The sequence below is a fragment of the Nitrospirota bacterium genome (genome assembly GCA_023229435.1).
Lineage (GTDB): Bacteria > Nitrospirota > UBA9217 > UBA9217 > UBA9217 > JALNZF01.
Genome location: JALNZF010000005.1, coordinates 146,212 through 159,745, shown reverse-complemented (window position 1 = coordinate 159,745; position 13,534 = coordinate 146,212). Strand labels below are relative to the sequence as shown.

The 13,534-nt window shown below is 56.2% G+C and carries 10 protein-coding genes, 5 tRNA genes and 1 other RNA gene; all 16 read left to right on the top strand.

Annotated features, from left to right (window positions below; all coding sequences use genetic code 11):
* Positions 1 to 145 precede the first annotated feature (145 nt).
* Positions 146 to 2,548 (top strand): DNA topoisomerase (ATP-hydrolyzing) subunit B, encoded by a 2,403-nt coding sequence (gene gyrB, locus M0R70_05880; GenBank protein ID MCK9418889.1) that lies wholly within the window; start codon positions 146 to 148, stop codon positions 2,546 to 2,548.
* 236 nt (positions 2,549 to 2,784) lie between these two features.
* Complete coding sequence (locus tag M0R70_05875; protein MCK9418888.1) at positions 2,785 to 3,234, top strand: nucleotidyltransferase family protein; 450 nt, start codon at positions 2,785 to 2,787, stop codon at positions 3,232 to 3,234.
* A gap of 2 nt (positions 3,235 to 3,236) precedes the next feature.
* Positions 3,237 to 5,729 (top strand): DNA gyrase subunit A, encoded by a 2,493-nt coding sequence (gene gyrA, locus M0R70_05870; GenBank protein MCK9418887.1) that lies wholly within the window; start codon positions 3,237 to 3,239, stop codon positions 5,727 to 5,729.
* Positions 5,726 to 6,517, top strand: a complete 792-nt coding sequence (locus M0R70_05865; GenBank protein ID MCK9418886.1) for a tetratricopeptide repeat protein — start codon at positions 5,726 to 5,728, stop codon at positions 6,515 to 6,517. Before gyrA ends, M0R70_05865 begins: the two co-directional genes overlap by 4 nt.
* A 27-nt stretch (positions 6,518 to 6,544) precedes the next feature.
* A complete protein-coding gene (gene serS, locus M0R70_05860; GenBank protein MCK9418885.1) occupies positions 6,545 to 7,885 on the top strand; it encodes a serine--tRNA ligase in 1,341 nt (446 codons plus the stop codon).
* A 43-nt stretch (positions 7,886 to 7,928) separates the two neighbouring features.
* A tRNA-Ser gene (locus M0R70_05855) sits at positions 7,929 to 8,014 on the top strand.
* Positions 8,015 to 8,132: 118 nt separating this feature from the next.
* Positions 8,133 to 8,222 (top strand) — tRNA-Ser (locus M0R70_05850).
* 94 nt (positions 8,223 to 8,316) lie between these two features.
* Positions 8,317 to 8,847, top strand: coding sequence for a DUF2155 domain-containing protein (locus M0R70_05845; protein ID MCK9418884.1), 531 nt, complete (start codon positions 8,317 to 8,319; stop codon positions 8,845 to 8,847).
* 65 nt (positions 8,848 to 8,912) lie between these two features.
* Positions 8,913 to 8,989 (top strand) — tRNA-Arg (locus M0R70_05840).
* Positions 8,990 to 9,190: 201 nt separating this feature from the next.
* Positions 9,191 to 9,661, top strand: coding sequence for a tRNA adenosine(34) deaminase TadA (tadA, locus tag M0R70_05835; GenBank protein ID MCK9418883.1), 471 nt, complete (start codon positions 9,191 to 9,193; stop codon positions 9,659 to 9,661).
* A gap of 129 nt (positions 9,662 to 9,790) precedes the next feature.
* Positions 9,791 to 9,881: transfer RNA gene (locus M0R70_05830), tRNA-Ser, on the top strand.
* Between the two features lie 112 nt (positions 9,882 to 9,993).
* Positions 9,994 to 10,081: transfer RNA gene (locus M0R70_05825), tRNA-Ser, on the top strand.
* 88 nt (positions 10,082 to 10,169) lie between these two features.
* Positions 10,170 to 10,269, top strand: an RNA gene (ffs, locus tag M0R70_05820) — signal recognition particle sRNA small type.
* Between the two features lie 194 nt (positions 10,270 to 10,463).
* The gene (gene dnaX, locus M0R70_05815; GenBank protein ID MCK9418882.1) at positions 10,464 to 12,104 is read left to right on the top strand and encodes a DNA polymerase III subunit gamma/tau; all 1,641 of its coding nucleotides are present in this window, start codon (positions 10,464 to 10,466) and stop codon (positions 12,102 to 12,104) included.
* Positions 12,105 to 12,359: 255 nt separating this feature from the next.
* Positions 12,360 to 12,680, top strand: a complete 321-nt coding sequence (locus M0R70_05810; GenBank protein ID MCK9418881.1) for a YbaB/EbfC family nucleoid-associated protein — start codon at positions 12,360 to 12,362, stop codon at positions 12,678 to 12,680.
* 207 nt (positions 12,681 to 12,887) lie between these two features.
* Positions 12,888 to 13,457: a recombination mediator RecR gene (gene recR, locus M0R70_05805; GenBank protein MCK9418880.1), complete on the top strand. Its 570-nt coding sequence runs from the start codon at positions 12,888 to 12,890 to the stop codon at positions 13,455 to 13,457.
* Positions 13,458 to 13,534 lie beyond the last annotated feature (77 nt).

Genomic DNA, 13,534 nt, shown 5'->3' with positions numbered 1-13,534 from the left:
GAATGTCGTATTGTAAATTGAAGATTTAAGATTGGAAATTGAAAAATTGCGCCGGACGGTGTTGATTTTACAATTTCCAATGCAATAATACCGTGAGGGATTGCTCCGCATTGAGCGGTAAAATCCCTTTTTTTGCGAGGAGTGGATGGACTATACTGCAGACAGCATAAAGGTGCTCGAAGGTCTTGAGGCCGTGCGTAAACGGCCGGCCATGTACATCGGCAGCACCGGGAGCGTTGGTCTTCACCACCTGGCCTACGAGATCGTGGACAACAGCGTGGATGAGGCCATGGCAGGCTTCTGCTCGTGTATTGATGTCATCATCCATATCGACAACAGCGTCACGGTGATCGATGACGGCCGCGGCATCCCCACACAGATGCACACCACGCAGAAGCGTTCAGCCGCCGAGGTCGCCCTCACGGTGCTCCACGCAGGCGGCAAGTTCGACAGCGACGTATACAAGGTCTCCGGCGGCCTCCACGGCGTGGGTGTATCCGTGGTGAATGCGCTTTCGGAATGGCTCGAGCTCGAGATCAAGCAGAACGGCAAGGTCTATCAGCAACGATACGAGCGTGGCAACCCGCAGGCCCCGCTTGCGGAGACCGGCACGACAACGACGATGGGCACCAAGGTCACCTTCAAGCCTGACTTTCAGATCTTTGAGGACCGTGAGTACAGCTACGATATTCTGTCGCAGCGCTTGCGCGAACTCGCGTTCCTGAACCGGGGCCTGAAAATCTCGATTCAGGATGAACGCTCGGGCAAAAAACAGACCTTCTTCTATGAAGGCGGCATCGTCTCGTTTATCGAGTATCTGAACAAGAACAAGACAACGCTTCACCCGACCCCTATTTATCTTACCAAAGAACGGGAAGGCATCTTTGTAGAGATTGCGCTCCAATACAACGACAGCTATGTGGAGCAGGTCTTCGCCTTTGCAAACAACATCAACACCCAGGAGGGCGGCACGCACCTCGTGGGATTCAAGGCCGCTCTCACACGCACGGTGAACAGCTATGCGGTCGCAAGCGGGCTGCTCAAGAATGGCGACGAGGCCTTCTCGGGAGAAGACGTGCGCGAGGGATTGACGGCGGTCGTGAGCGTGCGTCTTCAAAACCCTCAGTTCGAGGGACAGACCAAGACCAAGCTCGGCAATAGCGAGGTCAAGGGCATCGTCGAGGGCATGGTGAACGAGTCCCTCGGGACCTATCTTGAAGAGAACCCTGCGGTCGCGCGCAAGGTGGCGGAGAAGGGTTTGAACGCCGCCCGGGCGCGCGAGGCGGCCCGTAAGGCCCGGGAGCTCACCCGGCGCAAGGGAGTTCTTGACTCAACGTCCCTCCCGGGCAAGCTGGCGGACTGCCAGGAAAAGGACCCGGCACTCTCGGAAATCTTTATCGTTGAGGGAGATTCAGCAGGCGGTTCAGCAAAACAGGGCAGGGACCGGAAGAATCAGGCCATCCTTCCGCTCAAAGGCAAGATCCTGAACGTGGAGAAAGCGCGTTTCGACAAAATGCTCTCCAGCGACGAGATCAAAGTGCTTATCACCGCCCTTGGCGCAGGCATCGGACGCGAGGAGTTCAATATCGCCAAGATTCGCTATCATAAGATCGTGATCATGACCGACGCCGATGTGGACGGCGCCCACATTCGCACCCTGCTGCTCACGTTCTTTTATCGCCAGATGCCCCAGATCATCGAGCGCGGTTATCTGTACATCGCCCAGCCGCCGCTCTTCAAGATCAAGCGGGGCAAGACCGAGCGCTACATCAAGGATGATTCACGCATGGAAGACTTTTTGCTCGACGTTGCAGCGGAGGATGTCGAGCTCTATTCGCCTGAACTGGGCGACTGGCTGCACGGCGAGCGGTTGATCACCACGCTCAAGAAACTTGTGCAGTTCGAACGAACGCTCGACAAATTCCGAAGAAAACGCCTCGACGTCTTGGTGCTGCGTTCGCTTCTGCTCGACAAGACATTCAACAAAGCATACCTCAAAGAAGAGGAGAAGCTCAAGGCATTGGCCATCAGAGTGGAGGAGTATCTCAAGCAATTTCATCCCAAGACCAGGACCGAATGGGCGATCGAACCGGACGAGGAGCACCAGGCCCTGCGGCTTCGATTTGATTCTCAATACGATGCCGCGCACTCGAGCATCATCCTTGACGAGAATTTCGTGACCACGCCCGAGTTCCGTGAACTCCAGAGCCTGTCGCCGGCCCTCCTCGGTCTCGGCGGGCCGGAGTATAAGATCCGGGAGAAGGCCGAAGAAAAAAGCTTCAGCAATCCAGGCAAGCTTGTACACTATATCCTCGACCTCGGTAAAAAGGGTCTCGCGATCCAGCGGTATAAAGGCTTGGGCGAGATGAATCCCGAGCAACTCTGGAAAACGACCATGGACCCTGAAAAAAGGACGTTCCTCCAGGTCACGGTTGAAGATTCGGTCAAGGCCGACGAGATCTTTACGATCCTCATGGGCGATGCCGTGGAGCCGCGCCGCGCCTTTATCCAGCGGCATGCACTGGAAGTGAGAAATCTGGATGTATAAACACCCTCGCCCCTCGGTGAGAGAAAAATAGTCAGAAAGTAAGACGGTAGATTGGGTTGAGCAGCGCGAAACCCAACAAATTCGTCATAATCGTCGGCGGGAATAAATGATCGAACGGATCGTACGAAAAGGATGCTTGCGGGACATTTTGGAAACCAGGGAAAACCTACTCTTCTGGTTGTCAAAAACAGCGGAAGAGCGCATCGCAGTTGTCGAGCGCCTGAGGAGAGAACGCGATGGAAGAGCAAGCCGATTACAAAGAATTGCTCGCGTTGTTCAACGCCCATGACGTGCGTTACATCATTGTCGGCGCCTATGCGCTCGCTTTTCACGGAGCGCCGAGATACACGGGTGATCTGGATCTTCTCGTGCGCCCTGATGAGGTGAACGGACGACGCATTCTAAGCGCCCTTGAGGCGTTTGGTTTTGGATCCCTGGGACTTACCGTCGATGATTTCTCGGTTCCCGACAGGATCATTCAACTTGGCGTGCCTCCAGTACGCGTTGATATCATAACATCGATCACCGGCGTAACATGGGATGAAACGGAAGCGGATCGCGTTCAAGGAACGTTCGGCACTATCCCGGTCTCGTACATTGGGAAGAACTCGTTTATTCGTAACAAGCGCGCATTGGGAAGAAATAAAGACTTTGCGGACGCTGAGGCCCTTGGCGAGGATACATAATTATGGAACCTCAGGAAATAAAATCACAGATCAATATCGAGCAGGAGATGAAGACCTCCTACCTCGACTACTCCATGAGCGTGATCGTGGGGCGGGCGCTTCCGGATGTGCGCGACGGACTGAAGCCCGTGCACCGGCGGATCCTTTACGCCATGTTCCGCGAAGGGCTTCTGCACAGCAAGAAATATTCAAAGAGCGCCGGCGTGGTCGGCGAGGTCCTGAAAAAGTACCATCCCCACGGAGACAGCGCGGTGTATGACACCATGGTCAGGATGGCCCAGGATTTCAACATGCGCTATCCGCTTGTGGACGGTCAGGGCAACTTCGGCTCGGTTGACGGCGATCCGGCCGCGGCGTACCGGTATACCGAAGCGCGGCTCACCAAATTAGCGGAAGAACTTCTTGCCGATATCGACAAGGAGACGGTTGACTTCACCCCGAACTTCGACGACACAACGGTCGAGCCGTCGGTGCTTCCCACGCGCGTGCCGAACCTGCTGATCAACGGTTCCGCCGGCATTGCGGTGGGCATGGCCACGAACATCCCGCCGCATAATCTTTCCGAGGTCGTTGACGGGCTGGTGATGATGATCGACAACCCCGAAGTCACGATCCCCGAGCTCATGACCGCGATCAAGGGACCGGACTTTCCCACTGCCGGATTTATCCACGGCTATGAAGGTATCCGCCAGGCCTATATGACGGGCCGGGGCATCATTCAGATGCGCGCCCGGGCCTTGATCGAAGAGGGCAAGGGAGACCGCGAGAGCATCATCGTGACCGAACTCCCCTATCAGGTGAACAAGGCACGATTGCTCGAGCGGATCGCCGAACTTGTGCAGGAAAAGAAGATCACGGGCATCGCCGAGATCCGGGACGAATCGGACCGCGAAGGCATGCGCATCGCGATCGATCTCAAAAAAGGCGAGCTCTCGACGGTAATCCTGAATCAGCTCTTCAAACATACGGCCATGCAGTCGACCTTCGGCGTGATCATGCTCGCCCTGGTGAACAACCAGCCGCGCGTGCTGAATCTACGCAAGCTCCTGTCGAACTTCATCCAGCATCGCCGGGAAGTGGTGGTGCGCAGGACCAAGTTCGACCTGAGAAAAGCCGAAGAACGCGCACACATTCTGTTGGGTCTTAAGATCGCCCTCGATAATCTCGACGCGGTCATCGCTTTGATCAAGGCGTCGGCAAACCCTGAGGAGGCCGGAAGAGGACTGGTTCGCGAGTTCAAGCTCTCTGAGATCCAGGCCAAGGCCATCCTTGAGATGCGGCTCCAGCGGCTCACCGGACTTGAGCGCGAAAAGATCATCGCGGAATACGAAGAGGTGCTCAAGGAAATCGCGAAGTTGAGCGAGATCCTCGGTTCCGACGCCCTGGTGATGAAGATCATCAGGGACGAGCTGCTTGCCATAAAGGAAGAGTATGGCGATGTACGCCGGACCGAGATTGTGGCACAATCCTCTGAGATCGATATCGAGGACCTGATCAAGGACGAGGAGATGGTGATCACGATCTCGCATGCGGGCTATATCAAGCGTAATCCGCTCACGACGTACCGGGCGCAACGGCGCGGCGGCAAGGGCAAGATAGGCATGGAGACCAAGGAAACCGATTTTGTCGAACAGCTTTTCACGGCCTCCACGCACAGCTATATACTTTTCTTCACGAACAGGGGCCGGGTGTACTGGCTTAAGGTGCACCAGATTCCTGAGGCCGGCCGGCAGGCGAAAGGCAAGGCGATCGTGAACCTGCTCCAGATCGGACAGAATGAGCGGGTCACCGCCGCGCTCCCGATCCGCCATTTTACGCCGGACAAGTTCATCCTCATGGCGACGAAGAGCGGCATCGTCAAAAAAACAGAGCTCGATTCGTACAGCCATCCGCGGCCGTCGGGCATCATCGCGATCACGCTTGAGGAAGGCGACGAGCTCATCGCGGCCGAAGTGACGGACGGCAAGTGCGATGTATTCCTCGGCACAAAGGACGGCCTCTCGATTCGGTTCTCGGAGACCGATGTGCGCGAGATCGGCCGCACGGGCAAGGGCGTGATCGGAATACGGCTTGATGAGGGCAACGCGGTCGTGGGCATGGAGATCGTCCGGGATGATTCCACGATCCTTACCGCGACCGAGTACGGCTATGGAAAACGAAGCACGCTCGAGGACTACCGGAGCCAGGGCAGGGGCGGGAAGGGCATCATCACGATCAAGATTACGGAGAAGAACGGCCGGGTCATCGGCATGGCCCAGGTCTCCGCGGAAGACGAGATTATTCTCATCACGTCGAACGGCAAGGTGTTGCGCATCCGGGCAAAGGATATCTCGGTCCAGGGCCGGAACACGCAGGGCGTGCGCCTGTTTGATATCGAAGAAGGCGATACCGTGGTCAGCTTTGCCAAACTGGTGGAGCGCGAAGAAGATAAAGAAGCAATCCCGGAAAAGATCATACCGGAACCCTCCGACAGCCAGGATACCAGTGCGTCATGAAAAAAGGCGTGATTGTTCTTCTGCTCGGGATGGTTTTGCTGGCAGGATGCGATGTTTTTGACAAGACCGCGCAGAACGAGTTTGAGACCGCGACCAAGCTTTGGAACGCAGGTGATTACCAGAATGCGGTCATGCAGTATTTTGCGCTTGTGAAGGAGCATCCCTCCAGTTCGCGGGCGGACGACGCGCTTTACTGGGCAGGGGTAACGCAGTTTCTTTATCTCGGAGAGACGGAGAAGTCGCTCCAGACATTCAGACTGCTCTTGAAGAGGTATCCTCATCGGGACATGGCGCCCGCTGCCCAGTGGTACATCGCCCAGATCTACGAGCTTGGGTACAGCGATTACGAACGCGCCGCGGTAGAATACCGCAGGGCCGCGGAGTATACGAACCGCGAGGTGATGGAAAAAAGCCTGTACAGCCTTGCTGACAACCTGTTCCGTCTCGGCAAGCGGGATGAGGCACGGGATGTCTGGATGAGACAGGTGACGGAATTCCCGAACGGGCCGCAATCGCGGCTTGCCAATTACCGGCTCGGGACCGCCGCCTTTGCAAAGGGCGATTTGAAAAACGCGGAGTCGTTTTACCGGAAAACACTCGAGAACGGCACCGATCAGGAGCTTGCGATCAAGGCGAAATTCGCCCTTGCCGGCTGTTTCGAGGCAGGGGATAATCTGGCCGAGGCGCTCAAGCTCTACAAGGAGATCGAACCCGTGTATGCGAACACGGAGGCCATCAAGATCAAGATCCGGGCGCTCGAAACCAGGATCATTAAGAAAAGTTATTGACAACGTACAAGGAGAATGTTAGCTTAAATGCTCGATTTACGGTTCGTTCGGGAGAAAACTGACACCGTCAGGGCCGCGTTGTCCCGTCGCGGCATCACGGTTGATCTGACAGAGTTCCTGGCGCTGGATGACAAACGGCGCGCGGCGCAGCAGACGATCGAGACCCTTCGCCGCAGGCGCAATGAGGTCTCTGAGGAGATCGGCAGGCTCAAGAAGACCGGCCAACCCGCAGAGGACAAGGTTTTGGAGATGCGAGCGGAGGGCGACAAGATCGCCGAGCTCGAAAACAGCGCCCGCGAGGTTGAGGAAGCACAGCGGAACATCCTGCTCAATATTCCAAACCTGCCGAATGCCTCGGTGCCCGACGGCAAGGACGAGAATGACAATCAGGAGATCAGGCGATGGTCTCCGCAGGGCGGTGAGCCGCCGAAGTTCCCGTTCGAGCCCAAGCCCCACTGGGACTTGGCCGAATACCTGGACATTATTGATTTTGACCGGGCAGCCAAGATCACCGGCGCCCGCTTCGCTCTTTACAAAGGCATGGGCGCACGGCTCGAACGCGCCCTGATTAATTTCATGCTCGACCTCCATACCACGGAGCATGGCTATCTTGAGGTGCTCCCCCCGTTCATGGTGAACAGGACGAGCATGACCGCCACGGGCCAGCTCCCCAAGTTCGAGGAAGAGCTTTTTCGGGTCGAGAACGGGACGTACTATTTAATTCCTACGGCGGAAGTTCCGGTAACCAATATTCATCGGGACGAAATACTGCCGGAAGAAAAACTTCCGATACTCTACACAGCCTACACGCCTTGTTTTCGCCGCGAGGCGGGTTCCTATGGCAAGGACACTCGCGGGCTCATCCGGCAACATCAGTTCAACAAGGTGGAGCTGGTCAAGTTCTCGAAACCTGCAGATTCGTACGATGAACTGGAAAAGCTCACCCGCAATGCCGAGGAAGTGCTCAAGCGGATCGGTCTCGCGTACCGGGTGATCGCGTTGTGCGCCGGGGACTTGGGGTTTTCCGCGGCAAAGACATACGACATCGAGGCCTGGCTCCCGTCGCAGAACAAATACCGGGAGATCTCCTCATGTTCCAACTTTGAGGATTTTCAGGCGCGGCGAGGGAACATCCGGTTCAAACCCGCCGGTGGAAAGAAGACCGAACTCGTACACACGCTGAACGGTTCCGGTCTTGCCGTGGGCCGCACGGTGGTGGCGATCCTGGAGAATTTTCAGCAGTCCGACGGGAGTGTTGTGGTCCCCGAAGCGCTCCGGAAATACATGGGTGGAGCGGAGAAGATAACGAGGGACGAGGGACGAGGGACGAATGGACGAGAAACAAATTCATCGCGTCCATCATCTTAGCGAACGCAGAGAGCGGTCGTCCATCGTCTGTCGAAGATTTTTCGGAGAGATGGCCGAGCGGTTTAAGGCGGCGGTCTTGAAAACCGTTGAGCGAAAGCTCCGGGGGTTCGAATCCCTCTCTCTCCGCCATAAATATCCACGAAGGATGAGGGACGACGGACGACGGATGCAACGGCATTAAAGCATACGTCCATCGTCCTAGTGAGCGAAGCGAACGGACGTCCATCGTCAATCGTATTTATAAACCGGAGAGGTGGCCGAGCGGCTGAAGGCAGCTGCCTGCTAAGCAGTTGTGGGGGTGACTCCACCCCGGGTTCGAATCCCGGCCTCTCCGCCATTTTTATCATGTCCGCGACTGAGCATGGCGTTCTATCGGGCATAGCGCATGTAATAAGTTGATATCATAAAAAGTTGTGAAGGAGGATGTATCGATGAAGAAGCTTCTATCCGTTATCCTGGTCAGTGGTCTTGTGTTTTCATTCATAGGCTGTAAGAAAAAAGAGGAGAAGCCCCTGCTGCCGCCAGGGCATCCGAGCATGGAGGGAGGGATGCCGCCGTCAGGGGGGGTGCCGCCTGCGGGGATGCCGGCTGATATGCCGAAAATAGACCGTACTATCACCATTCCGAAAGAAGTAGCAGCAAAATGGTCCTCCGTAAAGCTTGCTGTCGAGGACAAAGTCGCGAAGAACATGAAAGAATATACTGTAGCCATAGGGTCTGAGCTGGCAGTGCCGAACACGAAGGTTAAGATCAAGGTCCTCGCGTTCCTGCCGGATTTCAAGATGGGCGATAAGGACATTACCTCGGCTTCTGACAAGCCGAACAATCCTGCGGTGCAGGTGGCGGTGACTGAGCCGGGCAAAGAGGAGTGGAAAGGCTGGCTCTATTCCATGCATCCCGGTATTCACCCGTTCCCGCATGAGAGGCTCGCGATCACGCTTGTGAATGGCGTTTCAAAGTAACCGTAACAGGATCAAATCGGTAGATCGGTGCACAGATGCATCCTCGCATCTGGGCGCTTTATTTTGCGCCCATAGCTCAGCTGGATAGAGCAACGGACTACGAATCCGTAGGCCAGAGGTTCGAATCCTCTTGGGCGCACCATATACTCACTGGCGATAAAAACCAGGTAACAGATAAACAAGCTGATGGAGTAGAGAGCCCTCCGGCCTCAGGGGTTTCAGGGGAAGGCTTCCCCTGAGCTTCGGGGAGATGCCAGAGGGGGCAGGCCTCCTCTGGGGGAGCCCTTTAAGGGGCGACGGCCAGACGGTTCGAATCCTCCTGGGCGCACCATACTAAAAAAAAATGAACCAACCGGAGCAAAAGACGGACGAAGATTTTATGCGCTTGGCGCTGGCCGAGGCCGAGAAGGCCGCTGCATGCGGAGAAACCCCGGTCGGGGCAGTGCTCGTTCTCGCCGGCGCGGTCATCGCAAGGGCGCATAACATGCGCGAAACCTGGCAGGATCCCACGGCACACGCAGAAGCCATTGTTCTCCGCGAAGCGTCCGCGAGGCTCGGCAGGTGGCGGTTACAGGATGCAACCCTCTACGTAACCCTCGAGCCCTGCCTGATGTGTGCCGGCGCATTGGTGCTCGCACGGGTCAACAGGCTGGTCTATGGCTGCCGGGACCCAAAGGCCGGAGCGCTCGGATCTGTATATGATGTGGTGCGTGACGGCAGGCTGAATCATGTTTACCGCATCACACCGGGAATGCTCGAGGCTGAATGTCGTCAGGTGCTCTCGGGATTTTTTGAGAAACTGAGAGAGAAATAAGCTCGGAGTTCCCCCGATAAAATCATTCGAGGGCAGGCTGCGTTCAAAGTTCGGAGTGTTACGTCGTAACGGGCCATCGGTTATTTTTCTCCGATCTCCGAACTAAGAACTCCATGCTGTTGTAAAATCGGAGAGGTGGCCGAGCTGGCTGAAGGCGGCAGTCTCGAAAACTGTTGTGGGGGTAACTCCACCCCGGGTTCGAATCCCGGCCTCTCCGCCATGATTTCTTAAAATAAGTTCGTAGTTCAGAGTTAGGAGTGTTAGCTCACAACGGCATATTCAGCTAATTATCTCCGAACTCCGAACCAAGAACTCTATACTGTCGTAAAACCGGAGAGGTGGCCGAGAGGCCGAAGGCGCACGCTTGGAAAGCGTGTTTAGGGTAACCTAACGTGGGTTCGAATCCCACCCTCTCCGCCATATTTTATTGTGGATTGCGGAGTGCGGATTGCGGAATGGAAAATCCGAAATCCGCAATCGACAATCCGAAATTGTAACGCGCTCATGAGCCCGGGTCCTGCGCAATCACGGTCCCGTGAACCCCGTCAGGTCCGGAAGGAAGCAGCGGTAAACGGGTTCCGGGTGTGCCGCAGGGAAGCCCGGGTTTGTGAGCTTTTTATTTTTTTGAATGGGGGAGGCACGTTGCGACACCGACCCCTTCCGTATGAAACCATATCCCCGATAGAAGCACTCGGGGATGACAGAAACATGCCGGAAAATATTGTCATTCCCAAAGGTTCAAAAGCCTGCCCCAGCATGTTTTTAAGCCGGGGGGGAATCTGGTTTTCAAAGGACGCACATTATGAGCTATCAGGTCCTTGCAAGAAAATGGAGGCCGCAGGTATTTGATGACGTGGTGGGTCAGACCCACATCACGCGGACGCTCCAGAATGCCATTGTCGCCAACCGGCTGGCCCATGCATTCCTGTTCTCGGGACCGCGTGGCGTGGGTAAGACGACCACAGCGCGCATCCTTGCCAAGGCACTGAACTGCATTGAAGGGCCGACCCCGAATCCCTGCGGCAAGTGTGATTCGTGTTTGGAGACCACAGCTGGCACTTCCGTGGACGTCATCGAGATCGACGGAGCATCGAACCGCGGCATTGAACATATTCGCGAGCTGCGTGAGGCCGTAAAGTACGCGCCCTCGGCCGGCAAGTACAAGGTCTACGTGATCGACGAGGTCCACATGCTCACGAACGAGGCCTTTAATGCCCTGCTCAAGACCCTTGAAGAGCCGCCGCCCCATGTCCTCTTTATCTTCGCGACCACCGAACCCCAGAAGATCCCCGCTACGATCCACTCCCGATGCCAACGCTACGGTTTCAAGCGGGTCGCGCTCCACGACATCATCGCGCATCTTCACAAGATCGCCGCTGCCGAGGGGATCACCATAACCGACCAGGGGCTTGCCTTGATCGCCCGGGCCGCTGAAGGAAGCATGCGGGACTCGCAAAGCCTTCTGGACCAGGCGGTTTCGTACAGCGGCATGGAGGTCCGGGACGAAGACCTCCAGACCATTCTTGGTTCCGTTGCGCAGGCATCTCTTTTACAATTCGCCTCACAACTTTTGTCACGGGACGCCGCGGGCCTGCTCAAACAGGTGGATGCTTTGCTGGAGCAGGGGCAGGACATGCGCCAATTCCTGGCGGGCGTTGTTGAGCACCTGCGGAACCTCATGATCGTGAAGATCGCGACCGATCCCGGGAGGATCGTTGAGCTTCCTGCCACGGACCTGGAGGCGATCAAACAGCAGGCCGGGGGCGCCGAATCAGAATATCTCCTGATGCTTTTCGACAGCCTGTCCAGGACCCTTGAGGACATGCGTTGGTCGCCCCACCAGCGCTTTACGATCGAGGTCGGTCTTATAAAGGCATGCAGTCTCGCACCGCTCGAGCCCCTGGGTGAGGTGCTCGGGAGGATGAAAGATCTTGAAGCACGGCTTGCTTTAGGCCGGACACCGACACCGCCGGCAGTGTCCGCCGCACACCGTGTCAGTGAAAAGCCTGCCGAATACCGGGGGGCGAAGCCGTTGGCGGCCTCTGCGCAGCCCGCACCGCGGGCGGAGGGCGAACAGGGTGACGTCTGGGGCAGTATTATGACAGCCCTGAGATTGAAAAAGCCGGGCCTGGCATCGGCTCTGAGTCAAAGCAGGCTTATCGAAATAACGGAAAATCAGATCGTGATCGGCGTATTGGGCAATGGTTTTCAGACGGAGCTCGTTGAGAGACAGGAAAACCGGGCACTGATAGAAGAGATCGCCGCCGGAATCATGAATAAGAAGTTGAGCATGAAGATACAGCTTCTCGCCGCAACCCCGCGATCCGGCGCGCAAACAGCGCAGAAAAAAGGCAGGATTGAAGATCAGGATCCGGCAGTGCAGGAAGTGCTCAAGGTTTTCACACAAGGAGAGGTGATTGAACCTGACCATGCCCGTGAATGACGAAGACGGGACGCAGCGCATCCCGGAGCACCGCCCGGTTGTTTTTTATATTTTCACGTACCCCGCAATTTTAGTTGCAAAACCGTAAAAATTCTTTTATTATATTCTTCCCTTTACCCCGTTTGAGAAAATCGTCACGCTGCGGCGTGATTGATATCATAGAATAAACAGATTGTGTCATAACGTAACGTTGAAGAAATTGTTCTTTGACGAGATTTGTCTGATGTATCATTCCACGAACCCAAAAGGCGCTCAATGTCAAAAAATATAATTGGAAATCTCATGAAGCAGGCCCAGCAGATGCAGGAGCGTGTAAAGAAGCTCCAGGATGAGGCGGCGGGCAAGACCGTCGAGGCATCCTCGGGCGGCGGCATGGTAACCGTGGTCGCGAACGGACGCCAGGAAGTTCTTTCGATAAAGATAGACCCTTCGGTGGTCGACCCGAAAGACATTGATATGCTCCAGGACCTGGTTACGGCAGCGGTGAACGAGGCGCTTCGAAAATCGCAGGACCTGATGAAAGACGAGATGGCGAAGCTCACCGCCGGCATGGGACTCCCGCCGGGGCTGATTTAGCTCGTATTCATAGCTGATGGCTCATAGTTGATAGCTTTGCGCTGTGGCTATGAGCTAAGAGCCATGAGCTGCGAAGCTATGATACAAAGCGAACAAGACAGGACAGCGGCCGATAAGGAACACGTATCCCGGGACGTCTCTCCTGCGAAGCGACAGGGGAAGGCCGGCGCGCAGGTGGCCGAAGTTTCCGGCAAGACACTCGGCAGGATGGTCGAGGCGTTCATGATGCTTCCCGGCATCGGCAGAAAGAGCGCCGAACGCCTTGCCTTCGCCGTGCTCGGAATGCCGCGGGAAGAGGCCACGAGGATCGCGCAAACCATCCTGGACCTCAAGAACAACAGTCGTTATTGCACGGTCTGTAATAATATCACCGAGGACGAGACGTGCGCTGTTTGCCGGGACGAGAGACGCGACAGCTCGCGCATCTGCGTGGTGGAGGAGCCGAGCAACATCCTGGTCCTCGAAAAGAGCGGCATCTTCAGGGGCCGTTATCATGCACTGATGGGCGCTCTCTCGCCGCTCGACGGGATCGGTCCGGATGACCTCAGGATCGACGGCCTGATGGAGCGGCTTAAGAACGGCGGGGTCAAAGAAGTCATCATTGCGACGAACCCCACGGTAAAGGGCGAGACCACGGCCCTCTACCTTTCAAAGTTGATCAAGCCCCTCGGTATCAGCGTCAGTCGCATCGCCTACGGCCTTCCGGTGGGCGGGGACATCGAGTACGCGGACGAAAATACTGTCCTGCGGGCGCTTGAAGGACGAAGAGAGATGTGAGTCCCGCACAGCGGGACTAATTGCAGATTGGAAATTGGAGATTGTAAATTTGTGGTGCGCCTTAGGCGCGGTATTTA